This is a genomic window from Dyella humi (assembly GCF_044904605.1).
Classification (GTDB): Bacteria; Pseudomonadota; Gammaproteobacteria; order Xanthomonadales; family Rhodanobacteraceae; genus Dyella_B; species Dyella_B humi.
Genome location: NZ_JADIKI010000022.1, coordinates 458691 through 482066, shown reverse-complemented (window position 1 = coordinate 482066; position 23376 = coordinate 458691). Strand labels below are relative to the sequence as shown.

The window sequence follows — 23376 nt, the reverse complement described above, 5'->3', positions numbered from 1 at the left end:
GCGCCAGTTGTTCAAGCTTACTGATATCCGCCCCTCCCCCTGCTTGCAGGGGGAGGTTGGGAGGGGGTGAACCCTTGCGGGAAAGCTTCCGGCAAGTACTCACCCCACCCCAACCCTCCCCTGCAAGCAAGGGAGGGAGCCGCTCCTCGCATTCGGGTGTGCTGGGGAAAGTGCGCAACGTCGCGAGAATCATCGCATGATGGATTTTCGCATCGAGCAGCTTCGCGCCTGGGCTCCTGGCCTCGACACCCATGAAGCCTGGCAAACATGGGCTCACCACCCCACTCGCCTGCCCGACAACAACGAACAGCCTAGCTGTGACTTCCTACCAGCCATGCAACGCCGCCGCCTCAGCCGCCTGGCACGCATGACCATGCATGTCGCCTGGCCATTATGCGGCGACAACGAACAACTACCGTTCGTGTTCGCCTCACGCCACGGCGAAACGCCGCGCACGTTCGCGCTGCTGGGTGAAGTGGCCGATGGGCAGCCACTTTCGCCGACTCAGTTCGGGCTTTCCGTACACAATGCCATCGCCGGCCAATGGTCGATCCTGCGCGAGCAGCGTGGCGAATCGGTGGCCATTGCGGGCGAAGCGGATACGTTCGAGCACGCCATGCTGGAGGCGGCGACATTGCTCGGCGATGGCGCGACGTCCGTGCTGGTGGTGATCGCTGAGGAACGCCCTCCTCCCGCCTATGATGGCTGGATCGACGACGTACCATTTTCGTACGCTGTAGCGCTGAGGGTTGGGGGAATCGAATCGGATGCTGCGCCGGTCGGCGAACGCTGGCAGCTGCACCTGGAACCGAATCGGGGAACGTCCACTGCCGGTGCATGGCCGCACGCCCTGGATTTCGTGCGTGCGCTGCATACAGGGGACAGCACACTCGAGCATGTATGGAAGACACGGCGATGGATCTGGCAGCGCATCCCGTAAGGCGCTCAAGCGCCGGCAACTATCTCTGGCGGCTGCTAGCCACCGGCGCGAGTTTTCTGCTGTTCGGTGTGGGTGGGTTGGCGCTGCGGTTGGTCGTGCTGCCGCTGCTCGGCTTGCTGCCGGGCGACGCGATAACGCGCCGGCGACGCGCGCGCATGGCCATCAGCAATGCCTTCTACCTGCACGTGCAATTCATGTATCGCAGCGCGGTGCTGGAGTACGACTTCCAGGGCACCGAACACCTCGGGCGACCGGGGCAAATGATCATCGCCAACCACCCTTCGCTGATCGACGTGGTGTTTCTGATCGCGCACATTCGCGACGCTAATTGCATCGTCAAGCAAAGCCTGTGGCGGAACCCTTTTACGCGCGGGCCGGTATGCCGCGCGCAATACATCAGCAACAACGGCAGCCCAGACATGCTTGAGCAGGCCGCTGACGCATTGCGCGAAGGACAGACGCTGATCGTCTTTCCGGAAGGCACGCGCACCATGCCGAACCGCGCGCCGGTGTTTCATCGTGGCGCTGCCGCCATTGCGCTGCGCGGTGCGCGTGTCATCACGCCGGTGTTCATCACCGTTGAACCGACCACGCTGACCAAGGCCGAGCCGTGGTATCGCATCCCGGAACGGCGCGTGCGCGTGACGCTGCGCGTAGGCCAGGATATTTCGCCGGAGACCTTCAATGCAGCCGCTCCGCTGCCGATAGCCTCGCGACGACTCAACCAGCACCTGCATTCCCTTTTTCTAAAGGAGCTTTCGCCATGAACGCCCTGCAACAGGACATTGCGCAACTGATCATCGACACCCTCAACCTGGAGGATGTGACCGTGAACGATATTCCGCCGGATCTATCGCTGTTCGGCGAAGGCCTCGGCCTGGATTCGGTGGATGCGCTGGAACTGGCGCTGGCGTTGCAGAAGCGCTACGACATCCGCATCGCTTCCGATTCGAAGGATGCGCGCCAGCACTTCACCACAGTCGCCACGCTCGCCGCCTTCGTGCAGGCACAGCAGGACGCATGCGCAAGCTGACCTCCATCCTGCTACCACTGGCGGGTGTGCTTTATCCCTTCGTGGTGTATTTCGGCATGGATCGCGTGCCCCCGCCGATGTTTGCGCTGGTGCTCGGCGCGATCTGGCTGATCCGCGCGCCCAGCCTGCTGAAGCAACCGGGCGGACGCTGGATGCTGACGGCCGCCCTGGCCTACTGCGCGTTGCTCGCCTTGAGCGGCGAGGCGACGCTGCTGCGCTGGTATCCCACGTTGATTAGCGCGTTGCTGCTCTGCGCGTTCGGCCTAAGCCTGAAGTTCGGGCCGCCGATCGTGGAACGCATCGCGCGTGTGCGTGAGCCGGACTTGCCGCCCGAGGCGATTCCCTATACGCGCAAAGTCACCTGGGTATGGGTGGGATTCTTCGTCTTCAATGGCGTGGTGTCGGCCGCATTGACGCTGTGGGCACCGCTGGCCTGGTGGACGCTTTACAACGGCCTGCTGGTGTACTTCATCATGGGCACCTTGTTCGTCGGCGAATGGCTGCTGCGCCGACGCTTGCGAGGTGCAGCGTGAGCGCGGCTCGTGATCCGGTGCTGCTGGGCGAACGCGAGCACGATGGCGTGTGGACGCTGGAACTGTACGTGCCACCTGATCTGATCTATTTCCCTGGTCATTTTCCGGAAGCGCCCGTGCTGCCGGGTGTGGTGCAGGTTGCATGGGCGCTTGCATTGGCCGCAAAGCGCTTGGGCACACCGCCGCGCTGCCGAGTGATGGAAGCGCTGAAATTCCAGCGACTGCTGCGCCCGGGTGATCACGTGGAACTGGTGCTTCGCCACGACAAAGTACGCAATAAGCTGCATTTCGCCTATCGCAACGGCGAGACGGCTTATTCTTCAGGGCGTCTGGCATGGAGCGCCGAAACATGAGTGAGCAGTTGGTGCAGGAACGTCACTGGTCCGCCTATAAGGAACGCGGCAGCTTTTTCCTGATGTGGCTGACGGCCTTCAGCGTGCGTGTGTTCGGGCGCCGCTTGTTGGCTCCCGTGTTGTATCTGATCGTGTTGTATTTCTTTGCCTCCGCGCGCAGCGCGCGACGCAATATCCGGCAGTATCAAACCTATCTGGCCGAGTGGAGCGGCAATGCTTCCTTGCGCCCGACATGGCGGCGCGTGTTCGGGCAGTTCATCGCCTTTGCCGACAATCTGCTCGATAGGCTCGACGTGTGGCGCGGTCGGCTGCGGTTCGAGCAGGTGCAATTGATCGATCCTTCCGGCGTGCGTGCGCGCCTGCTGCGCAGCCGGCACGACGGGCGCGGCGAGATGCTGGTGGTGACGCACCTGGGTAATCCCGATGTGTGCCGCGCCATGGCCGAGCTGAGCGAACAGGTGCCGCTCAACGTGCTGGTGCACAACCGCCACGTCGCGCAATTCAATCGCCTGCTGGGTGAGGCGGGCGATCGCAGCATGCGGCTGATCCAGGTGAGTGAACTGGATACCGCCATGATGATGGATCTGTCGCAACGCCTGGAACGCGGCGAATGGCTGGCAATCGCCGGCGATCGTGTACCACTGAATGACGGGCGGCGCGTGCCGGTGAATTTTCTCGGCCATGCGGCCGCCTTCCCGCAGGGCCCATGGCTGATGGCCGGCTTGCTGCGCTGCCCGGTAAATCTTCTGTGCTGCCTGAAAGTGGATGGCCGCTACCGTATCTACCTCGACGCCTTCCTCGACGGCGCGCAGTGGGAACGCGGCCGGCGCGATCAAACCATTCAGGACTGGGTTCAGCGCTACGCCGATCATCTGGCCGGACAATGCTTGATCGCGCCCCAGCAATGGTTCAACTTCTACGCTTATTGGCAGTTGGCCGAGCTGCCTTCCGACCAGGAGACCGCCGATGCGAACTAGCGGCGTTCTGCATAAAGACGTAGTGATCACGGTGCCGTTCTACGACGTCGATTCCATGGACGTGGTCTGGCACGGGCATTACGTGAAATACCTCGAAGTGGCACGCTGCGCCCTGCTCGACGACATCGGCCACAATTACGTGCAGATGAAGGAATCCGGCTATGCGTGGCCGGTGATCGACCTGCAATTACGCTACGTGCAGGCGGCGTGCTTTGGCCAACAGCTCATCGTGCGCGCCGACCTGGTCGAGTGGCAGAACCGTCTGCTGATTCACTACCTGATTCGAGATGCCGCCAGCGGCCAGCGCATCACGCGCGCCAGCAGCGTGCAAGTGGCGGTACACATCGCCAGCGGCGAAATGCAGCTGGAATCCCCCAAGATTTTCATCGATGCGGTCGAACAGCGGCTGCGTGGCGTTCCCCAACATTCTTCTTCCGGCTCCCCATGAATTACGCCAGCCCCACCTACGTCGAAGAAACACGCATCGGTTTTCATTTCCTGCGCACGCACACTTGGCAACATCACGTGCTGCGTGTGGCAATCAACGATCTGAAACGCCTGATCGGCGAACCGCTGCCGCAAGGCGGCGCGTTGCTGGACGTGGGCTGCGGCCAGGGTAAATCGTTCCCCCTGTTGCGGGATGCCTTTCAACCCGCGCGCCTGCTCGGGCTGGATGCCGATCCGCACAGCCTTTCGCTTGCCCAGGCCGAGGCCGAGCGCGAAAGCATGGCGGTGGAATTGCATAGTGCCGATTGTGCGCAGATATCGTTGCCGGACAGCAGCGTCGACATCGTGTTCTGTCACCAGACCTTTCATCACCTGGTGGAACAGGAACGTGCGCTCGCCGAATTCTGGCGCGTACTGAAACCCGGCGGGTTGCTGCTGTTTGCCGAATCCACCAAGGCGTACATCGATACCTGGGTGATCCGCTGGTTCTTTCGGCATCCGATGGAAGTGCAGAAGAGCGCGGAGGAATATTTGGAGATGCTGCGCTGGCAGGGGTTCGAATTCGAGGCGAAGAATGTTTCGTTTCCTTACCTGTGGTGGAGTCGCTCCAAAGATTTTGGATTACTGGAACGTTGGGGTTTGAAAGCGCCACCGCCGCCGGGGCAGCGGGAGGAGACATTGGTGAATGTGGCGGCGAGGAAACCTGTCTCATGAGCCACGTGAGCGCGCTTAGCATTCTCCCCTCTCCCCTCGGGAGAGGGGTCGGGGGTGAGGGTTCGGTCAGAGCCCAAGGGCAAAGACTTGCGCAAGACTGGTGCAACACGCTTCGGTCGTACCCTCACCCCAATCCCTCTCCCGGAGGGAGAGGGGCTATCGCACCTATGCAACTCGCATGAATACGTATCTCACCGCCCTAGGCATCATCTGCAACCTCGGTACCGGCAAAGCCGCCGTGGCCGAGGCACTGTTCGCAGGCGACGACAGCGGCATCCGTTCTGAGCAAGGCTGGATTCCGAATCACGAACCACCGCTAGGCGGCGTGCGCTCGGAGCTGCCACCTGTACCCGACGCGTTGAGCAACCGCGATAACCGCAACAATCGCCTGCTGTTTGCAGCGGCGCAGGAAATCGAAGCGAACATCCGTGCTGCCATCGTACGATATGGACACGAACGCATCGGCGTCATCCTCGGCACCAGCACCACCGGCATCGAGGAAGCTACGCACGGCGTCGGTGCGTATCGGCGCGACGGCGTGTGGCCTGCCGACTATCGCTACTCGCACCAGGAACTCGGCGCGCCAGCCGAATTCCTCGCCGAATGGCTGGCACTCTCCGGTCCCTGCTACGGCATTTCCACGGCGTGCACGTCGGGAGCACGCGCACTACTGAGCGCCCAACGCCTGCTGCGCCTTGGCCTGTGCGACGCCGTGCTGTGTGGAGGCGTGGATACGCTGTGCCGGCTGGCGATCAACGGCTTTCACGCGCTGGAAGCAGTCGACCTGCAGCGTTGCGATCCTTTTTCGAAACATCGTCGCGGCATCAACATCGGCGAGGCGGCGGCGCTGTTCCTGATGACGCGAGAGCCTGGCCCGGTGCAACTGCTCGCTGGCGGTGCAAGTTCGGATGCGTATCACATGTCCTCGCCCGATCCACAAGGAACCGGCGCGCGCAAAGCGATGCACGATGCGCTGCTGCACGCCAACCTGGACGCCGCACAGATCGACTACATCAATCTGCACGGTACCGCCACTGAACATAACGACAGCATGGAAAGCCAGGCGGTGGCCGCCATGTTCGGCAGCGATGTGCCCTGTTCGTCCACCAAGTCGCTTACCGGTCACACGCTTGCTGCGGCTGGTGCGTTGGAAGCGGCATTCTGTTGGCTGAGTTTGACCGATGAACGCGCCGAACGGCGCCTGCCACCACACGTGTGGGATGGCAAAGCCGATCCTGCGCTGCCTGCCTTGAACTTCACCCATGTCGGCAGCCATCTACCAACGGGTGGCCGGCGCTACGTAATGAGTAACTCCTTCGCCTTCGGCGGCAACAATGCATCGTTGATCCTCGGAGACCCTGCATGACGCCCTGGCCGATCACCGACGTGGTGCCGCATGCGGACGAGATGATCCTGCTCGACGACATCGAGCAGGTGGAAAGCGAACGCATCGTTTGCACGCGAACCATCCGACACGGCGACATGTTCATGGAAGCCGACGGCAGCTTGCCTTCGTGGGTGGGCGTGGAGCTGATGGCGCAGGCGATCGCCGCCTGGGCGGGCTGCTGCGCGCGTGCCGAACAACGGCCGGTGCAATTGGGCTTTCTGTTGGGCACGCGGCACTACGCATGCAATGTCGACACATTCCCTGCCGGCACGCGTTTGCACATTGAAGCGGCACGTTCGTTTCACGACGAACAAGGTATGGGCGTGTTCCATTGCCGTATTGAAGCGCCGGGCATTCATGCCGAAGCGCGCTTGAACGTGTACAGCCCGCCTGACGCGGACGCATTTTTCAAGCACGAATCCAAGGAGACGCCGCATGGCTGAAACGGTTCTGGTCACGGGTTCCAGCCGCGGTATCGGCCGCGCGATCGCCTTGCGACTGGCGCAAGCCGGCTACGATATCGTCCTGCATTGCCGCAGCCGTCGCGAGGACGCCGAACAGGTTCGAGTCGAGATCCAGACGCTTGGTCGCAGCGCGCGCATTCTGCAATTCGACATAGCCGAACGTGCCGCTTGCCTTTCCGCACTCGAAGCCGATGTGGAAACGCATGGCGCTTACTACGGCGTGGTTTGCAACGCGGGCCTCACGCGCGACGGCGCCTTTCCCGCACTTACTGACGACGACTGGGACCAGGTATTGCGTACGAACCTGGATGGTTTCTACAACGTGTTGCATCCCATCATCATGCCGATGATCCGCCGCCGCCAACCCGGGCGCATCGTGTGCATCACCTCCGTCTCCGGCTTGATCGGCAATCGCGGGCAGGTGAACTACAGTGCGTCCAAGGCCGGCGTGATCGGCGCGGCCAAGGCGCTTGCGGTGGAGTTGGCCAAGCGCAAGATCACCGTCAACTGCGTGGCGCCTGGCTTGATCGATACGGATATGACCGGCGACAACGTGCCGTTGGAAGAGATACTCAAGATGATCCCGATGCAGCGCGCCGGTACCGCGGATGAGGTAGCCGCAGCGGTGCAGTTTCTGATGAGCGCGGAAGCGGGCTATATCACGCGACAGGTGCTCGCGGTGAATGGCGGGCTGTGCTGAGGAAAGCAAGTTCTGGCAAATCGTCAAACAAGGGGATGGAGATATGAAAGCAAGCACATTCGTTGTGATCGCATTGTCGCTGGCGACTCCTGGTTTTGCGTCAGCCAAGGACCAGATCAAGCATTACCCGTTCGCCAATGCCGTGGCGGAGGCGACGAAATCCGGCAAGCTGGACGGCACGGTGAAGTTCTATCTTCACGGCAGCGATCCACAAGGCCAGGTGACGGTGGTGAAGGATGACGTTAGCGTCAATCGCAAGACCAACGCCTTCGGCAAGGCCGACCAACCCACCTGCGACTGGGCGCTGCAATCGGCGCTGATCGCCCTGCAGGATGCGGCAAAGCAGGCCGGCGCCAATGCGGTGGTCGATGTCGTCAGCGACTATGGTGATGAATACCGCGACGGTGAGAAATACGAATGTCACGTGGGCTTTCTGATGTCCGGCGTGATCATGAAGGGCAAGTTGGCGAAGGTGCAGCCGTAACGCACCGCTCCCCCCTCTGCTCGCAGCGGTGTAATCCCCATGGCCGTCATTCCCGCGAAAGCGGAAGCGCTTTTCAACAGCGAAGCTGGTCAATCCATTTTCGCTTTTTGCATCAGAGCAAAATCGACTCCCGCTTTCGCGGGAATGACGGCCTCGTGACAATACGCTGCGCCGCGTCAGGGCCTGGAAAGCGCGCTGCGCTACAATTCCTGCACTGAAACCCCCTTCCCCAGGAGTTCGTCATGCGTCCGTTCCCGCTCGGTGAAGAGATCGACCTGTTGCGCGAAAGCGTTTCTGCGTTCGCGGAAAAGGAGATCGCGCCGCGCGCCAACCATATCGACCACGACAATCTGTTTCCGCATGATCTGTGGCGCAAGATGGGTGATATGGGGTTGCTCGGCATCACCGTACCGGATGAATATGGCGGCAGCGGCATGGGTTTTCTCGCACACATGGTGGCGATGGAGGAAATCTCTCGCGCATCCGGTTCGGTGGGCCTTTCCTATGGCGCGCACTCTAACCTCTGCGTGCAGAACATCTTCCATAACGGCAACGAGACGCAGCGCCTTAAGTACATTCCCAAGCTGTGCACCGGTGAATACGTGGGCGCGCTGGCGATGAGCGAACCCGGTGCGGGTTCTGACGTGGTTGGCTCGATGACCTGCCGCGCCGAACAGCATGGCGATGTATGGGTGGCCAACGGTTCGAAGATGTGGATCACCAACGGCCCCGACGCGGATGTACTGCTGGTCTACATGCGTACCGCGCCACGCAACGTGGGCAGCCGCTGCATGACCGCCTTTATCGTCGAAAAAGGCATGAAGGGTTTCAGCACCGCGCAGAAGCTGGACAAGCTTGGGATGCGAGGCTCCAATACTTGCGAGCTGGTGTTCGAGAACTGTGAGATTCCTGCCGAGAACATCGTGGGTGAAGTGAACGAAGGCGTGCGCGTGCTGATGAGCGGCCTGGATACCGAGCGCCTGGTACTTTCCGGCGGCCCGATCGGGCTGATGCAAGCGGCGCTGGATATCGCCCTGCCCTATGCCCGCGAGCGCAAGCAGTTCAACGCGCCGATCGGCACCTTCGGCGTGATGCAGGCGAAGATCGCCGACATGTATACCAAGCTGCAGAGTTCGCGCGGCTTTGCCTACATGGTGGCGAAGGAATTCGATGCGGGCGTGAAGTCGCGTATCGATCCCGCGGCATGTCTGCTCAATGCGTCGCAGAATGCGGTGCAGGTGGCGCTGGAAGCAATCCAGACGCTGGGCGGCAATGGCTACATCAACGAATATCCGACCGGGCGTTTGCTGCGCGATGCAAAGCTATACGAAATTGGCGCGGGGACGAATGAAATTCGCCGCATGCTGATCGGGCGAGAGTTGTTTCACGGAAGACAGTGACCCACCGCCCTCCTATTTCTAGCCCATAACTACACAAGGCCGTCATTCCCGCTTTCGCGGGAATGACGGCCTTGTCGACGCTGTCGTTTGCCAGAGCAGACACTTAGAAGTGCAAACTGTAATTGAACGTCCCCATCGTCGCATGCGCGCGCTGTGCTTCGTATTCATCGACGCCTACCGATAGATTCGCTCGCGGCGAGAAACGCCAATCGAGCGATACGCCCGCGATGCCACCGTAGCGCGACAGGCCGATGCCGTTGATCGGCGTAAACTGCTGCAGCGCCGAGAAGCTGGCATTCGGCAATACGCCACGCATGGCGAAGGCATCCTGCCAGAGCAGGCGTGCACGCAGGCTCAAGCTGCTGCCATTGGCCATCAGCCATTGACGCGCACCACGTAGACCGAAACCCGCCTGCAAGCGCTGAATGCTTTGCGTGTTGGACGTCAAGCCGAAACCGTCGCCGCCGAGTTCGTTGAAGCCGTCGCGCTGAACGTCGGCGTACTCCAGATCAGCATACGGTGTGAGCTTCCAGTTGCCGACGTTGAAGCGATATCCGCTTTCGCTATAAGCCACTTCGTAGCGACCGTTGCTGACGCTGCCTACGCCAGCATATTGATTGCCTAGCAGCAATTCGCGGCGCGTGTTTTGCCAGTCGCTGCCCACACCGAAGCGGCCCATCGTGTACCAGTTCCCTTGCACGAAGCCGCCGTAGATCATACCTTCCAGTGCGCGACTGAAACCTTGATCGGCGCTCTGCTGCAAGTTGCCTAACCCCTGGCTATGGCTGATCGCATAACCAACGATGCCGCTGTTGCCGAGCATGCGATCGCCACCCACCATGCTGCCGTTGAGCTGGAAGCCCAGGCTGTCGTAACCGCTGCGCGAGAAACTACCCTGGTAGCCCAGGTTCTGCGACCAGCTCTGGAAGTCATGCTTACGATCGAAGGCCTGTGGATTATCGAGCAGACTATCGAAGCGATCGGACAATGCGCGGGTGTCGGCGTCGATCGCTTCGAAAGTCATCGCTGCGCTGGCGGCATACATCTGGCCGGAGAGGCTGTTCAACGATTGCTGCAGTGCTGCGGTGGTTTGCGCTTGCTGAATGCTTGCCGCGCCGCTGACGAAACTGCTGGGCAAAGCCTGCGCAGAGGAGCCGCTCGTGATCGCGCTGTTGATAGTATTGAATGCGCTTTGCAGTTGCGTCGCCGCCGCATACGTAGCAGCGGAATAAGGCAGGCCAGTAATTTTCGTGAGATTGACCTGCTGTACGTTCAGATAAGCGTCATTGGCGTCATAACCCATAGACGCCTGCAAGGTTACGGAGGTAGGTGTGCCCACCGTGGGATTGAAGGTGCCGGCAAAACTTTGGGTGGCCGATAGCACGACGGTGTGCGAATTGACGACATAACCTGAATTGGCGCCATACACGTAAAGCTGCGGACTATTTTGCAGCGTGACGTTGCCGGTCACTTGCATGGCCGAGCCCAACGGCACCGCCAGACGGCCTCCGTTCTGGGTGTAATTGCCCGTCATGCTGAGATTGGTGCTACCGACTATCAACGTGCCCTGGCTCGTTACATTGCCAGAAATGAGTGGAATCAGGTTGCCAGAACTTCCAGTGAATGCCACCGTTCCCGCGGAGCCGATATTGACGTTCGAAACCAGCGAGATGGTATTCAACGTTCCCCCATTCACAGTCGTGAGGTTCGCTGTTACCTGCGGCGAATTCAAACTGCCGCCGCTCATCTCGATATCCGTGTTCACGCCTAGCGAGGTGGTTGCATTCAAGCTGCCGCCGCTCACTACCGTGCTGCCTGAGAATACCGATCCAGCATTGAGCGTACCGTTGTTTACAGTGACTGTAGAAGTTGGACCTGACAGCAGCGAAACCGCATTCAACGTACCGCCGTTGACCGTGGTATTTCCAAGATATGTGGAGGCCTTGGTCAGATTGAGCGTGCCAGGACCATCCAAGATCAAACCACCCACGCCGGAAATGGGATTGTTCCAACTCGAGGTACCGGTAAAACCCACCTCGACATCACCCCAATTGAACTGCTCTGGCCCGTTCACTGCCGCACCCACATTCAACGCGCCATAGCCGAATGTGGGATTCGGTTGCGAACCACCTAGCGGCGTGGCCGTGCCGAGCAAGGTCTGTCGCACCAAGTCGTTGCTGAAATACGGATACGCTTGCCACACCAGTGCTGCGGCACCCGACACTTCAGGCGCCGCGAACGAAGTGCCTTCGATGATGTAGTAAGTGGGATTGGTAGTGCTCGACGTAGTGTTCTTGTCCAACGCGATCACGTCGCCCGGTGCAGCCAGGCAGTAGTTCATCGCGATACCGCACTTGTTCGAATAGCTCTCCAACTGCGTCGGGCTGTTGCTGTTGAGTGCCACCGCTACCAGCCATCCCTTCTGCAGACTGCTGTCCGCCGCAACCGTGGGCAGCGAGGCGATGGTGCTTGGATTGGCGGTTGAATCATTTCCGGCCGCGAACACCACCAGGCCACCGTTCTTCACGAAGGGAGTATAGGCAGTATCGAATGCCTGGTTGAGGGACGCGTTTGTGGTATCCCACGAAATGCCGCCCCAGGAATTGTTCATCACCTTTACGCCATTGGTGATCAAGCTTTGATTCACCTGTTGCAGGAAGGTGGCATCCGTGGTGGTTACCTGCGTGGGCGGGCTCGAGCCGTTATCGTCCGGCGAGTTATCGTCGATGATGCGTGCAGAAACCAGGCTGGCACCCGGCGCAATGCCGCCCGGGAACTGCGCGAACGACGTGCCTGCCGCGATCTCCGACACCCACGTACCATGGCCGACCACATCATCGACCGCGGTGTTGTTGGTGGTGGGATCGACGTAGATCAGTTCGTTGGTCACGCGTCCGGACACCGTCGGGTTCGAACGCATGATGCCGCTGTCCACCACACCGATGGTGACGCCTGCGCCGGTGTAGCCCTGGCTGTGCGCCGCATAGGTATTCGTCAGCGAAAGCTGCGCGTCGATCGGCGGTTGCGGCAAATTCGAGCTTGGCGATGGAGAAGGCGCCGGTGACGGCGACGGGGTAGGCGTGGGTGTCGGCGTTGTCGACGAAGCCCGCACATTGCTGTTGCCACCCCCTCCCCCACAGGCACTCAAACCCAACGCAAGAGAAATCAACAGCGCAACTTCACGGCGGCGCCAAGCCATCATCCCCGTAGCCATATTCCTCACCCAGTGGCTGAATTTCATCCCGAATCACGTGTAAATGCCACCACTCCCAATAGCGGCATTTGCCCATAGCTTATTCGCTTGGTTTGTAAGATTGCGAGAGTGGCGAATGCGTTATTTCTCACGAAAAACGTCGATTTGCTGCAAAGCATCGCGGACTGCGATAATTCGCAAATTCCTTCCTTGGCGCCACGCGCCTAAAAGCTCCCTCGGAGATCCCCATGTCGGACGTCAGCATTGTCATCGCCGCTGCCAAGCGCACTGCCATCGGCTCCTTTCTCGGCCAATTCACCGGTGTTCCCACCCCCACGCTGGGCGCCACCGCCATTCGCGCCGCGCTGGAGCAATCCGGTATCGCCGCCAAGGATGTGAGCGAAGTGATCATGGGCTGCGTGCTGCCGGCCAACCTCGGCCAAGCCCCTGCCCGCCAGGCCGCCCTGCAGGCTGACCTGCCCCCCGCCACCGGCGCCACCACCGTCAACAAAGTGTGCGGCTCGGGCATGAAGGCCATCATGCTGGCGCATGACCTGATCAAGGCCGGCTCAGCCGATGTGGTGGTAGCGGGCGGCATGGAATCGATGACCAACGCACCGCACATGGTTAACGCCCGCGGCGGCATCCGCTACGGCGATGGCAAGCTGGTCGACCACATGGCCTGGGACGGCCTGACCAACCCTTATGACGGCAAGGCGATGGGTGTGTTCGGTGAATTGTGCGCCGACAAGTACCATTTCAGCCGCGAGGAACAGGATGCCTTCGCCATCGAATCGGTGAGGCGCGCTCAAGCCGCGCAGGCCTCCGGCGCTTTCGCTGGCGAAATCGTCCCGGTGACCGTAGCCGGCAGGAAGGGCGACGTGCAGGTCGATACCGACGAGCAGCCGGGTCGTTCCGACATCAGCAAGGTTCCCACGCTCAAGCCTGCCTTCCGCAAAGAGAACGGCACCATCACCGCAGCCAGCTCGTCGAGCATCTCTGACGGTGCGGCAGCGCTCGTCCTGCTGTCGGCCGATGACGCCAAGGCACGTGGCGTCAAGCCGCTGGCGCGCATCGTCTCCCATGCCACGCACTCGCAGGAACCGGAATGGTTCACCACCGCACCGGTGGGAGCGATCAGCAAAGTGCTCGACAAAGCCGGCTGGAAGGTGGGCGACGTCGATCTGTTCGAAGTCAACGAAGCCTTTGCCGTGGTGGCCATGGCACCGATGCGCGAGCTGGGCATCTCGCACGACAAGCTGAACGTCAACGGCGGCGCCTGCGCGCTTGGTCATCCGATCGGTGCCAGCGGTGCGCGCCTAGTGGTAACTTTGCTCAATGCCCTGCAAACTCGTGGTCTGCGTCGCGGCGTTGCGGCACTGTGCATCGGCGGCGGCGAAGCTACCGCCATTGCCGTGGAACGTTTGGACTAAGTACTCGCTTTCGTACTTCCGGCCGGGGTGTAGGCCCCGGCCTGGTTTAATGCGGCATAAAAGTTGTTTGTAGAAACCGGTAGCGCCGTAAACGTGAAAGCGCTATTAATACCCCCGCCAATTGGCATTCCACGGCTAAGGAGATCCACCATGAAGTTCACGCGTACCCTTCTCGCCTCCGCGCTTGTCGCGCTGCTGGCGGCTTGCAGCAACGGCGCACAGGAAGGCGCGCAGGACGCGCAGAAGTCGGCTGATCAGGCCCAGCAGGCAGCTACTCAGGCTGCTGACCAGGCTCAGAAGGCTGCCGCTGCTTCCACCGCTGCTACCCCGGCTGCTGCTCCGGCTTCCACCGCTGCCGCTCCGGCTGCTGCTCCGGCTTCCACCGCCGCTGCTCCGGCTGCCGGCGATGCGATGAAGAGCGCTGCTGCCGACGCTTCGCAGGCTGCCGACAAGGCCGCCGACGCTGCCAAGTCGGCCGCTACCGCAGCGAAGGACGCTTCGAAGGGTAACTAATCCTTCGTTCGGGCTCCATCCAACCGGCCGCCATCTGGCGGCCGGTTTTTTTATGGGCGGTACAGATGGATGGCACGGCCCGTTATCATCCACGGTTTGCCAGACGGTCCCAAGCAGGAAACCATGAGCGTCCTTGTCTCGCAGATCGATCCCCGCTCTTCCGACTTCCAGGCCAGCAGCACCAACCTGCGCAGCCTGGTGGAGGACTTGCACCGTCAGTTGACGCGTAGCGCCGAAGGTGGCGGCGCCAAGGCGCGCGAAAAGCACACCGCGCGCGGCAAGCTGCTACCACGCGAACGCATCCGCGCCCTGCTTGATCCGGGCTCTCCCTTCCTGGAATTGTCGCCGCTGGCTGCGCACGGCATGTACGACGACGCGGCGCCGGCCGCCGGCATCATCACCGGCATCGGCCACGTGCATGGCATCGAAGTTGTCATCGTCGCGAACGATGCCACTGTCAAAGGCGGCACCTATTTCCCGATGACGGTGAAGAAACACCTACGTGCGCAGGAAGTGGCGCTGGAAAACCGCCTGCCCTGCATCTACCTGGTCGATTCCGGCGGCGCGTTCCTGCCGATGCAGGACGATGTTTTTCCGGACAAGGAACATTTCGGCCGCATTTTCTACAACCAGGCGCGCATGTCGGGCCTTGGCATTCCGCAGATCGCGGTGGTGATGGGTTCGTGCACCGCCGGCGGCGCATACGTACCGGCGATGAGCGACGAGACCATCATCGTGCGCGAACAAGGCACCATCTTCCTCGGCGGCCCTCCGCTGGTGAAGGCAGCTACCGGTGAAGTGGTCGATGCCGAGGCGCTTGGTGGCGCGGACGTGCATACCTCCATTTCAGGCGTGGCTGATCACTTTGCCGAGAACGACACGCATGCGTTGTCGATCGCGCGCGACATCGTCGCCAGCCTCAACCGCAGCAAGCCGATGCCGCTTGCCGTGCGCGCTCCTGTTGAACCTCGCTATGCGGCGGAAGAACTCTACGGCGTGATTCCGCAGGATACGCGCCGTCCGTTCGACATCCGCGAAGTCATCGCGCGCATCGTCGACGGGTCGGAATTCCACGAATTCAAGGCGCGCTACGGCAAGACGCTGGTGTGCGGCTTTGCGCATATCCATGGCTATCCGGTGGGCATCATCGCCAACAACGGCATTCTGTTTTCCGAATCTGCACTCAAGGGCGCGCACTTCATCGAGCTGTGCAACCAGCGCAACGTGCCGCTGGTGTTTCTGCAGAACATCACCGGTTTCATGGTCGGCAAAAAATACGAAAACGCCGGCATCGCGAAAGATGGCGCGAAGATGGTCACCGCCGTAGCCTGTTCGCACGTGCCCAAGTTCACCGTGGTGATCGGCGGCAGCTTCGGCGCCGGCAACTACGCCATGTGCGGACGCGCTTACGGCGCACGCTTCCTGTGGATGTGGCCGAACGCGCGCATCAGCGTGATGGGCGGCGAGCAGGCCGCCAGCGTGCTGGCCACGGTAAAGCGCGACGGCATGGAAACCGCCGGCCAAAGCTGGAGCGCGGACGAAGAAGAAGCCTTCAAGGCGCCGATCCGCGATCAATACGAACGCCAAGGCCACCCCTATTACGCCACGGCACGGCTATGGGACGACGGCATCATCGATCCGGCCGACACGCGCCGCGTGCTGGGCTTGGCCATTTCCACGTCGCTGAATGCGCCGATCGAGCCGCAGCGGTATGGGGTATTCCGCATGTAGCATGTGTGCTCCCTCTCCCCTCTGGGAGAGGGGGGGTAAGGGGACGTTTTCAAGGAAGTTCAGGGGCAAGAAAACATGATCGTCGGCATCGACCTCGGCACCACGCACTCGCTGATCGGCTATTACGGCGAAGAGGGACCACAACTCTTCCGCAACGCACTGGGCGAATACCTCACACCTTCCGTCATCAGCGTGGACGATGACGGGCACATGCTGGTCGGTGCGGCCGCTCGCGATCGCCTGATCAGCCATCCCAATGTCAGCGTCGCCGCGTTCAAACGTTGGATGGGCACCGCGCGCGAGGTGCAGCTCGGACAGCGTAGTTTTCGTCCCGAGGAACTTTCCGCGCTAGTGCTGCGCGCACTGCTGGCCGATGCCGAAGCCGCGCTGGGCGAAAAAATTCGGGAAGCAGTGATCAGCGTGCCCGCGTATTTCTCCGATGCGCAGCGCAAAGCCACGCGTGCTGCCGGCGAACTCGCTGGCATCAAGGTAGAGCGGCTGATCAACGAGCCCACCGCCGCTGCCCTCGCCTATGGTCTACAGGATCGCAAAGAAGGTAGCCGCTTCCTCGTGTTCGATCTGGGCGGCGGCACGTTCGACGTATCAGTGTTGGAAATGTTCGAAGGCGTAGTCGAGGTCCATGCCAGCGCTGGCGACAATTATCTTGGTGGCGAGGATTTTCTCGATGCCCTGCAAACCGCCTGCCTCACCGATCTCGAGCTGCGCACGGACGATTTCTCGCCGATCGAACGAGGCCTGCTGCGGCGTCGCCTGGAACTGGTCAAGCGCAGCCTGAGCCAGCAGCCGGAAATGAACCTGGAATGCCAGGTGGGCAAGCATGAGATCAAGTGGCGCATCGAACAGGATCGTTTCCTGCATATCGCCGAACCCTTGATGCAGCGTATGCGCATGCCGCTGGAGCGCGCCTTGCGCGATGCCAGGCTACGCCCTGATCAGCTCGATGAAATCGTGCTGGTTGGCGGCGCCAGCCGCATGCCGCTTGTATCGCGCCTGATCGCGCGCATGTTCGGCAAGTTGCCGCTGCGTCATGTGAATCCTGATGAAGCCATTGCGCTCGGCGCCTGTGTTGCGTCGGGCCTGAAAAGCCGCAATGCGAAGCTGGAAGAAATCATCCTCACCGACGTATGTCCCTATACGCTGGGTGTGGAAGTGGGCCAGCGCGATGCGCAGGGGCATGTGCAGAACGGCTTGTTCTCTCCGGTCATTCAGCGCAACAGCGTGGTGCCTATCAGCCGCGAAAGCAGTTACTACCCACTGGCCGAACACCAGGCCAAGCTCTCATTGAAGATCTACCAGGGCGAAAACCCGATGGTAGAAAACAACATCAAGCTAGGTGAACTGGAGATCGCCCTCAATCCGACCCTGCCCATCGCCAAGAACGAAGTGGTAGTGCGCTTCACTTATGACATCAATGGCGTGCTGCAAGTAGAGGCCACACCCAAGGCCAGCGGCATTCGTCATGAGCTGATGTTGCAGCAGAACCCCGGCCTGCTCAGCGAACAGGAAATTCGCGCCCGGCTGGCTGCCTTGTCAGAGCTGAAGATTCACCCGCGCGCCAAGCAGGAAAACATCGCCCTGCTCGCACGCGCGGAGCGTTTGTTCGAGGAGCACCTCTCCGCGCGGCAGGTGCTACAGCAATGGATCAGCCACTTCCGGCAGATATTGGAAACACAAGATGAACGATTGATCCTGGAACACCGCGAAAACTTCGGCAATGCACTGGATTCGCTGGAGGCACAGGTTTGAACTGGGCCTTCGAACTGCTCGGGCTCAGGCCGGATGCGGAGGTAGCCGACGTCAAGCGAGCCTATGCGCGCATGCTACGTACTACACGCCCGGATGACGATCCGGAAGCGTTTCAGCGGCTGCATGCGGCGTACAAGATGGTGTTGGCGCAAGTGAATGCCCGATCGCCAGCGTCCCCTACCCTTCCGGTTACCACCGAAACACAAGAGGCAATCGAATCACTTTCCGCATCTAAATCTACCTCGCAGCCTTCATCACAAACGATATTCGCGCAGTCGAGCGTCACAATGGTGGCTGCGCCCCCAGTCAATCTTGACGCGCTGACAAATGAAGTCATTCGTGCTGCGGCGGAAGCAAAAAACGGCGATAACCTGTCACTCTGGCTGCATGCGCGTCAGGAATTCTGGTCCATCCAGATCAAGCAGCAAGCAGGACACCGGGTGCTGAACCACCTATTCCAGCAGCCGCAGGCGATGTCCGCCGAATGCATGGATGCCTTACTACGCTTCTTCGATCTGGATCACGTGCTTTCCGGCGTCAATCCTGTCGCGGTCCAGGCGCTGCGTACTCGACAGCGAACATTGTGGGAAATACGTCCCGGCAATCATCGCGAGCTAGCACAACGAATCGGCATGACGTGGAAAAGTTATCCCGACGTCACTTCGCTGGGGAAAGATATCGCACTGCTCCAAAAACCTCGAACATGGTTGCGCGCGCTAGGAGTAGCGTTGCAGTTTGGTCGAGTTCGCGAGGTCGGCCACTTAGTTCACACGCTTCTTGGCCAAGGTAGCTTCGATGAGCTGCCGCCGTCGATTGATCGTGAACATGCGTTTTTTTGGTATCGCGCAGCGGCATCCGGCCTCACTATGACCACACAGCGCTTCATCATTGGCTCGCTGCGCTCAGTTCTTGCAGCACTAGTGTGTGCGCTAGGTCTTTTCGGCATATTGATGATGGACAGTATGGGCAGGCCGCTAACGGAAGAGGAATGGATAAGTACCATCAGTACCTCCGCCAGCGCCGGCGCAATAATTTTCGCACTATGGCCGCTGTTCGCATGCTTTGCGTGGTTCGATCAATGGCAAGGACAACCGGAATCCGCACCTTCCCGCAAGCCGTGGCTTCGTCGGCTTTCCATACCCGGCCTGAGCGCCTTTGGATTCATGTTGTATGAAACTGGCGCAATGGCTTTCGCGGGCTGGGTAGTAGCACTGAGCTTCATCTTGGCCGTGCGCAAGTTTCGTCGTCGGACAATAAAGGCAAGCAAGGCATCAATCCGTATTGGCTCAATGATGCCCGCTCTCTTCTTCATCGCTATTCCAGTCCTCAGAGCACTTTCTCAAATGCACGACATCGGTGATTTCCCGTTCGTGCCCGCAGCGACGATCACCACCTTTGGCATTGTGATCGCTGATCTGTGGCGTTATCGCGCCTACCTACATCCAAAGCTTGCGCGTAACTGACCTCGCATTTGCACATCGCAAGATGTGCGCAACCTAACATTTCTATCGATCTCATCTTCGAGCGCATTCACTCATCCATGACGAAGGCACACGCCGCATAAATGCGCGTGTTGTCTGCCATGCGATAGAAAGATTCCTGTCATCCGCGCCCGCTGAGATGCGCGGCTTCGGCTGTGGTGCGCACGCGCACTGAATTCAAGGGGAAGACCGGCATTGCCGGCCAGCCGAGGTCGCGCAGGGAGGAAGAGCGGCATTGGATTAGCGCACGGAGTGCGTCAACCTAACTCGACATAAGGATTAAGTCATGAAAAGTCGTTGTGGACGTTCCAGCTTCGTGAAAGCTGCGCTAGGGGCTGCGTGTGCCTTCGGTATCGCACTGCCTGCTTTTGCGCAAACCGCGCAAACCCTGGTGATCGAACCCGATCAAGGACTCAACTCGATCTACAACCTGATCTCGTCGGCCAAGTCGACCATCGACATGACCATGTACGAACTGCAGGACACCACCGCGCAGAATTTGCTCTGCACCGCGGCGGGCAACGGCATCAAGGTGCGGGTGATCCTCGATGTGAATCTCGAGAAGAGCAACAACACCACGGCGTACAACCAGCTCAACAGCTGCGGCGTGAGCGTGAAATGGGCCTGGACCACGTACGCGGCCACGCACCAGAAGAGCATCGTGATCGACAACGGCACTTCCAATGCGCAGGTGGCGATCATGTCGCTGAACCTGACCAGCCGCTACTACAGCACGAGCCGCGATTACGCCGTGATTGAAAGCGACGCCACCGACATCGCCGCGATCGAAGCTACGTTCAACAAGGATTTCGCGCACAGCTCAGTGACGCCCTCGAACGGCGACGACCTGGTATGGAGCCCCACCAACTCGCGCACCGCCTTGCTCAACATCATCAACAGCGCGCAGACCAGCCTGCTGGTGGAAAACGAGGAGATGAGCGACAGCGGCATCGTGAGCGCGTTGGAAAATGCCGCGTCGGCCGGCGTGAACGTAACCATTGTGATGACCGACACCGGCAGCTACGACAGCGAACTCAACGCACTGCAATCGGCCGGCGCCAACATCGCCACATACCCGAACAACAACACGTCGCTGTACATTCATGCCAAGGCAATCGTGGCCGACTACGGCTCGTCTAGCGCGAACGCGTTCGTGGGTTCGGAGAATTTCTCCTCTTACTCACTGAACAAGAACCGCGAGCTTGGCTTGACCACCACCAATGCGACCGTGCTGCAGCAGCTTGCAAGCACGATCAACAATGATTATGCGGGTGGTACACCCTGGTAAACGCAAGGTAGTGAGGTAGGTTGGGGTTCGTATCCGCTCACCCCGACCTACGTCCTATCGCTGACGTGGACGAAATTCCAACGGCATCGCCTCGCCACGCGCACTCGCTGGTGGCTTCGGTCCACATGCACCGCACGTGCTGCATCCATCGCTACAGCTACCGGTAGCCTGCTTCGGCTGCAGACGACGCCCGAACGTGCGCACCCACGCGGCATGTCCCGGCGCGCTGAAATGGATGGACGCAGATGCCAGCCAACGATTGGTCAGCTGCGGCGCCAGCTTGCGAAAGGCATACAACGCACTGGCCAGCACTGCCAGGCCGATCACCACATACTGAAGCAGCAGATTCGTACTCACGAGAACAACCTCGCCACCTGATACGTGATCAACGATGCGATGTACGCCACAGCAAACATATAACTGAAGGAAATCGCCACGTTGCGCCAGGAGTTGGTTTCGCGGCGGATCACCGCCAGCGTGGACATGCATTGCGGTGCGAAGGCAAACCACACCAGCAGCGACAGCGCTGTGGCCAACGGGAAGTTACCGGTGAGCGCATGCGCCAAGCCACCATGCTGTGCATCGCCACTGACCGCATACACCGTGGCCAGCGTGGCCACCGCGGTTTCGCGTGCGGCGAAGGCAGGGATCAACGACAAGCTGATCTGCCAGTTGAAGCCCAGCGGTGCGAAGATGTGTTGCAGGAAACGTCCAAGATAACCGGCGAAGCTGTAGTTGATGGCCGGCCCCGTTGCACCTGCCGGCGGCGCCGGGAAGGTGGAGATGAACCACATCAGCACGGTCAGCGCCAGGATCACGCCGGTCAGGCGCTTGAGGAAGATCGCACCGCGCTCCCACAGGCCGATGGCGATGTCACGCGCCCGTGGCAAGCGATACGAAGGCAGCTCCATCAGCAGCGCGTGCTCACTCTTGTCGCGGCGAATGCGCTTGATCACCCAGCCCACTGCCATGGCGCCGGTAATGCCGGCGACGTACAACGCAAACAACACCACGCCCTGCAGGTTGAACACACCGAACACGCGCCGCGCAGGAATGAAGGCGCCGATCAGCAGCGCATACACCGGCAGGCGCGCCGAACACGTCATCAGTGGCGCCACCAGGATGGTCGCCAGGCGATCGCGCGGATCGGTGATGCTGCGCGTACCCATGATGCCGGGAATGGCACAGGCGAAGCTCGACAGCAACGGAATGAAGGAACGACCGGTCAGCCCTACCGATACCATCAGGCGATCGAGCAAGAACGCTGCGCGCGGCAGGTAGCCCGATTCCTCCAACATGAGGATGAAGAAGAACAGCACCAGGATCACCGGCAAAAAGCCGAGCACCGTGCCGAGACCGCCGAACACACCGCTCACAATCAGATCGTGGAGAGGCCCCTTGGGCAAAACCACGGCAGTGTGTTCGCCCAGCCAAGTGAAGCCGCTGCCGATCAGATCGCTCATCGGCTTGCCGGAGGCGTACACCGCCTGGAACACGAGGAACATCACCACTGCAAGCGTGAGCAAGCCAAATACGGGATGCAGCGCCCAGCGATCCAGCACATCGTCGACCACCGCGGTCGCGCGTGGCATCGTCACGGTGGCAGCCAGCAACTGGCGCACTTCATCGTGCAAGCTGGCGCGACTGGCAGGATCGTCAGGCAAGGCCGGCGGCGCTTCCGGCAGATCGCCATCCACACGCTCGACCAGCGCGCGCGTGCCACCGCGCATCACTGCGATGGTTTCCACGACGGGAATACCGAGCCGGCGCTGCAGCTCCGGCACGTCGATGGTGATGCCGCGATGGCGTGCGGCATCCATCATGTTCAAGGCCAGCACCACCGGACGGCCGAGGCGCTTCACTTCCAGCACGAAACGCAGATGCAGGCGCAGGTTGGTGGCGTCGGCCACGCAGATGACCAGATCGGGCGCCGCTTCGCCGGGATAGTTGCCTTCCAGCACGTCGCGAGTGATCTGCTCATCCGGGCTGGCGGCATCGAAGCTGTAGGTGCCGGGCAGATCCAGAATCTGCATCACACGGCCGGACGGCGCAGTGAAACGCCCTTCCTTGCGTTCCACCGTAACGCCGGCGTAGTTGGCTACCTTCTGGCGGCCGCCGGTGAGCTGGTTGAACAGCGCCGTCTTGCCGCAGTTGGGGTTGCCGACCAGGGCGATGCGCAAACTACCGGCGCTCATGCGACCTCCTGCACCGTAACGCGCGCCGCTTCGGCGCGACGCAGCGCGAAGCGCGTCGAGCCGATCTGGATCAGCAACGGATCCGCCCCCACCGGGCCGCGCGCGACAAGCCTGACCCGTTCACCGGCAACAAAGCCCAGGTCGCGCAAGCGCTGCGCGATCAGGTCATCGGCATGGGCATCTTCGACTCGTTCAACCACGGCGTAAGCACCTTTCGGCAAATCGGACAGGCGCACGATTGTCATGCTTCTAAATAAGAATGGTTCGCATTGTATCCTCTTTTCGCATTGGGTGCAGAGGGTGACCCATCCCCGCCCTTAGGAAGGTCGGGGAAGATAAATTG

Annotated in this window: 23 protein-coding genes; 19 read left to right on the top strand and 4 right to left on the bottom strand. The window is 60.8% G+C overall.

The genetic code is table 11. The features are described from left to right. Positions 1 to 196 precede the first annotated feature (196 nt). From ISP18_RS07120 to ISP18_RS07060, 13 genes are all read left to right on the top strand, one after another. Positions 197 to 940 carry a beta-ketoacyl synthase chain length factor gene (locus tag ISP18_RS07120; RefSeq protein WP_380008662.1) on the top strand — a complete coding sequence of 248 codons (744 nt, stop codon included), beginning with the start codon at positions 197 to 199 and terminating at the stop codon, positions 938 to 940. Continuing rightward, on the top strand, positions 901 to 1707 hold the full coding sequence (locus tag ISP18_RS07115; protein ID WP_380008659.1) for a lysophospholipid acyltransferase family protein: 807 nt from the start codon (positions 901 to 903) through the stop codon (positions 1705 to 1707). The genes ISP18_RS07120 and ISP18_RS07115 overlap by 40 nt, the downstream gene beginning before the upstream one ends. After that, on the top strand, positions 1704 to 1973 hold the full coding sequence (locus tag ISP18_RS07110; protein ID WP_380008656.1) for a phosphopantetheine-binding protein: 270 nt from the start codon (positions 1704 to 1706) through the stop codon (positions 1971 to 1973). Before ISP18_RS07115 ends, ISP18_RS07110 begins: the two co-directional genes overlap by 4 nt. After that, positions 1961 to 2506 carry a COG4648 family protein gene (locus ISP18_RS07105; RefSeq protein ID WP_380008653.1) on the top strand — a complete coding sequence of 182 codons (546 nt, stop codon included), beginning with the start codon at positions 1961 to 1963 and terminating at the stop codon, positions 2504 to 2506. Before ISP18_RS07110 ends, ISP18_RS07105 begins: the two co-directional genes overlap by 13 nt. Continuing rightward, positions 2503 to 2859, top strand: coding sequence for a 3-hydroxyacyl-ACP dehydratase FabZ family protein (locus ISP18_RS07100; RefSeq protein WP_380008650.1), 357 nt, complete (start codon positions 2503 to 2505; stop codon positions 2857 to 2859). The genes ISP18_RS07105 and ISP18_RS07100 overlap by 4 nt, the downstream gene beginning before the upstream one ends. Then, positions 2856 to 3836 (top strand): LpxL/LpxP family acyltransferase, encoded by a 981-nt coding sequence (locus tag ISP18_RS07095; protein WP_380008647.1) that lies wholly within the window; start codon positions 2856 to 2858, stop codon positions 3834 to 3836. Before ISP18_RS07100 ends, ISP18_RS07095 begins: the two co-directional genes overlap by 4 nt. Continuing rightward, positions 3826 to 4284: an acyl-CoA thioesterase gene (locus tag ISP18_RS07090; RefSeq protein WP_380008645.1), complete on the top strand. Its 459-nt coding sequence runs from the start codon at positions 3826 to 3828 to the stop codon at positions 4282 to 4284. Before ISP18_RS07095 ends, ISP18_RS07090 begins: the two co-directional genes overlap by 11 nt. Further along, positions 4281 to 4997, top strand: coding sequence for a class I SAM-dependent methyltransferase (locus ISP18_RS07085; protein WP_380008642.1), 717 nt, complete (start codon positions 4281 to 4283; stop codon positions 4995 to 4997). Before ISP18_RS07090 ends, ISP18_RS07085 begins: the two co-directional genes overlap by 4 nt. Before the next feature lie 178 nt (positions 4998 to 5175). Next, entirely contained in the window at positions 5176 to 6363 is a 1188-nt protein-coding gene (locus ISP18_RS07080; protein ID WP_380008639.1) for a beta-ketoacyl-[acyl-carrier-protein] synthase family protein, read from the top strand. Then, the gene (locus ISP18_RS07075; protein ID WP_380008638.1) at positions 6360 to 6827 is read left to right on the top strand and encodes an ApeP family dehydratase; all 468 of its coding nucleotides are present in this window, start codon (positions 6360 to 6362) and stop codon (positions 6825 to 6827) included. The genes ISP18_RS07080 and ISP18_RS07075 overlap by 4 nt, the downstream gene beginning before the upstream one ends. Continuing rightward, a complete protein-coding gene (gene fabG / locus ISP18_RS07070; protein WP_380008635.1) occupies positions 6820 to 7548 on the top strand; it encodes a 3-oxoacyl-ACP reductase FabG in 729 nt (242 codons plus the stop codon). The genes ISP18_RS07075 and fabG overlap by 8 nt, the downstream gene beginning before the upstream one ends. 43 nt (positions 7549 to 7591) lie before the next feature. Beyond that, positions 7592 to 8032, top strand: a complete 441-nt coding sequence (locus ISP18_RS07065) for an excinuclease (protein ID WP_380008632.1) — start codon at positions 7592 to 7594, stop codon at positions 8030 to 8032. A gap of 242 nt (positions 8033 to 8274) precedes the next feature. After that, positions 8275 to 9432, top strand: a complete 1158-nt coding sequence (locus tag ISP18_RS07060; RefSeq protein WP_380008629.1) for an isovaleryl-CoA dehydrogenase — start codon at positions 8275 to 8277, stop codon at positions 9430 to 9432. Positions 9433 to 9535: 103 nt separating this feature from the next. On the opposite strand, the gene ISP18_RS07055 is transcribed toward ISP18_RS07060, so the two are convergent. Next, entirely contained in the window at positions 9536 to 12646 is a 3111-nt protein-coding gene (locus ISP18_RS07055; protein WP_380008626.1) for a S8 family serine peptidase, read from the bottom strand. A 227-nt stretch (positions 12647 to 12873) separates the two neighbouring features. Between ISP18_RS07055 and ISP18_RS07050 the strand changes: the two genes are divergently transcribed. The 6 genes from ISP18_RS07050 to ISP18_RS07025 all read left to right on the top strand — a co-directional run bounded on the left by ISP18_RS07050 (position 12874) and on the right by ISP18_RS07025 (position 20838). Next, on the top strand, positions 12874 to 14058 hold the full coding sequence (locus ISP18_RS07050; protein WP_380008623.1) for a thiolase family protein: 1185 nt from the start codon (positions 12874 to 12876) through the stop codon (positions 14056 to 14058). A 150-nt stretch (positions 14059 to 14208) separates the two neighbouring features. Next, complete coding sequence (locus tag ISP18_RS07045; protein WP_380008620.1) at positions 14209 to 14571, top strand: hypothetical protein; 363 nt, start codon at positions 14209 to 14211, stop codon at positions 14569 to 14571. A gap of 123 nt (positions 14572 to 14694) precedes the next feature. Further along, a complete protein-coding gene (locus ISP18_RS07040) occupies positions 14695 to 16302 on the top strand; it encodes a carboxyl transferase domain-containing protein (protein WP_380008617.1) in 1608 nt (535 codons plus the stop codon). A 75-nt stretch (positions 16303 to 16377) separates the two neighbouring features. Beyond that, a complete protein-coding gene (locus ISP18_RS07035; protein WP_380008613.1) occupies positions 16378 to 18069 on the top strand; it encodes an Hsp70 family protein in 1692 nt (563 codons plus the stop codon). Then, positions 18066 to 19532, top strand: coding sequence for a hypothetical protein (locus tag ISP18_RS07030; protein ID WP_380008610.1), 1467 nt, complete (start codon positions 18066 to 18068; stop codon positions 19530 to 19532). The genes ISP18_RS07035 and ISP18_RS07030 overlap by 4 nt, the downstream gene beginning before the upstream one ends. Before the next feature lie 304 nt (positions 19533 to 19836). Next, positions 19837 to 20838 (top strand): phospholipase D-like domain-containing protein, encoded by a 1002-nt coding sequence (locus tag ISP18_RS07025; protein WP_380008607.1) that lies wholly within the window; start codon positions 19837 to 19839, stop codon positions 20836 to 20838. A 54-nt stretch (positions 20839 to 20892) separates the two neighbouring features. On the opposite strand, the gene ISP18_RS07020 is transcribed toward ISP18_RS07025, so the two are convergent. From ISP18_RS07020 to ISP18_RS07010, 3 genes are read right to left on the bottom strand one after another with little or no spacing between them, the layout of a single operon-like run. Continuing rightward, complete coding sequence (locus ISP18_RS07020; protein ID WP_380008604.1) at positions 20893 to 21195, bottom strand: DUF6587 family protein; 303 nt, start codon at positions 21193 to 21195, stop codon at positions 20893 to 20895. Next, the gene (feoB, locus tag ISP18_RS07015) at positions 21192 to 23033 is read right to left on the bottom strand and encodes a ferrous iron transporter B (protein WP_380008601.1); all 1842 of its coding nucleotides are present in this window, start codon (positions 23031 to 23033) and stop codon (positions 21192 to 21194) included. Before feoB ends, ISP18_RS07020 begins: the two co-directional genes overlap by 4 nt. Next, positions 23030 to 23269 carry a FeoA family protein gene (locus ISP18_RS07010; RefSeq protein WP_380008598.1) on the bottom strand — a complete coding sequence of 80 codons (240 nt, stop codon included), beginning with the start codon at positions 23267 to 23269 and terminating at the stop codon, positions 23030 to 23032. Before ISP18_RS07010 ends, feoB begins: the two co-directional genes overlap by 4 nt. Positions 23270 to 23376 lie beyond the last annotated feature (107 nt).

Coding starts and splice junctions, on each gene's coding strand:
- ISP18_RS07120 (WP_380008662.1), top strand. CDS start 197: ATGATGGATTTTCGCATCGAGCAGCTTCGCGCCTGGGCTCCTGGCCTC.
- ISP18_RS07115 (WP_380008659.1), top strand. CDS start 901: ATGGAAGACACGGCGATGGATCTGGCAGCGCATCCCGTAAGGCGCTCA.
- ISP18_RS07110 (WP_380008656.1), top strand. CDS start 1,704: ATGAACGCCCTGCAACAGGACATTGCGCAACTGATCATCGACACCCTC.
- ISP18_RS07105 (WP_380008653.1), top strand. CDS start 1,961: ATGCGCAAGCTGACCTCCATCCTGCTACCACTGGCGGGTGTGCTTTAT.
- ISP18_RS07095 (WP_380008647.1), top strand. CDS start 2,856: ATGAGTGAGCAGTTGGTGCAGGAACGTCACTGGTCCGCCTATAAGGAA.
- ISP18_RS07090 (WP_380008645.1), top strand. CDS start 3,826: ATGCGAACTAGCGGCGTTCTGCATAAAGACGTAGTGATCACGGTGCCG.
- ISP18_RS07085 (WP_380008642.1), top strand. CDS start 4,281: ATGAATTACGCCAGCCCCACCTACGTCGAAGAAACACGCATCGGTTTT.
- ISP18_RS07080 (WP_380008639.1), top strand. CDS start 5,176: ATGAATACGTATCTCACCGCCCTAGGCATCATCTGCAACCTCGGTACC.
- ISP18_RS07075 (WP_380008638.1), top strand. CDS start 6,360: ATGACGCCCTGGCCGATCACCGACGTGGTGCCGCATGCGGACGAGATG.
- fabG (WP_380008635.1), top strand. CDS start 6,820: ATGGCTGAAACGGTTCTGGTCACGGGTTCCAGCCGCGGTATCGGCCGC.
- ISP18_RS07065 (WP_380008632.1), top strand. CDS start 7,592: ATGAAAGCAAGCACATTCGTTGTGATCGCATTGTCGCTGGCGACTCCT.
- ISP18_RS07060 (WP_380008629.1), top strand. CDS start 8,275: ATGCGTCCGTTCCCGCTCGGTGAAGAGATCGACCTGTTGCGCGAAAGC.
- ISP18_RS07055 (WP_380008626.1), bottom strand. CDS start 12,646: ATGGCTACGGGGATGATGGCTTGGCGCCGCCGTGAAGTTGCGCTGTTG.
- ISP18_RS07050 (WP_380008623.1), top strand. CDS start 12,874: ATGTCGGACGTCAGCATTGTCATCGCCGCTGCCAAGCGCACTGCCATC.
- ISP18_RS07045 (WP_380008620.1), top strand. CDS start 14,209: ATGAAGTTCACGCGTACCCTTCTCGCCTCCGCGCTTGTCGCGCTGCTG.
- ISP18_RS07040 (WP_380008617.1), top strand. CDS start 14,695: ATGAGCGTCCTTGTCTCGCAGATCGATCCCCGCTCTTCCGACTTCCAG.
- ISP18_RS07035 (WP_380008613.1), top strand. CDS start 16,378: ATGATCGTCGGCATCGACCTCGGCACCACGCACTCGCTGATCGGCTAT.
- ISP18_RS07025 (WP_380008607.1), top strand. CDS start 19,837: ATGAAAAGTCGTTGTGGACGTTCCAGCTTCGTGAAAGCTGCGCTAGGG.
- feoB (WP_380008601.1), bottom strand. CDS start 23,033: ATGAGCGCCGGTAGTTTGCGCATCGCCCTGGTCGGCAACCCCAACTGC.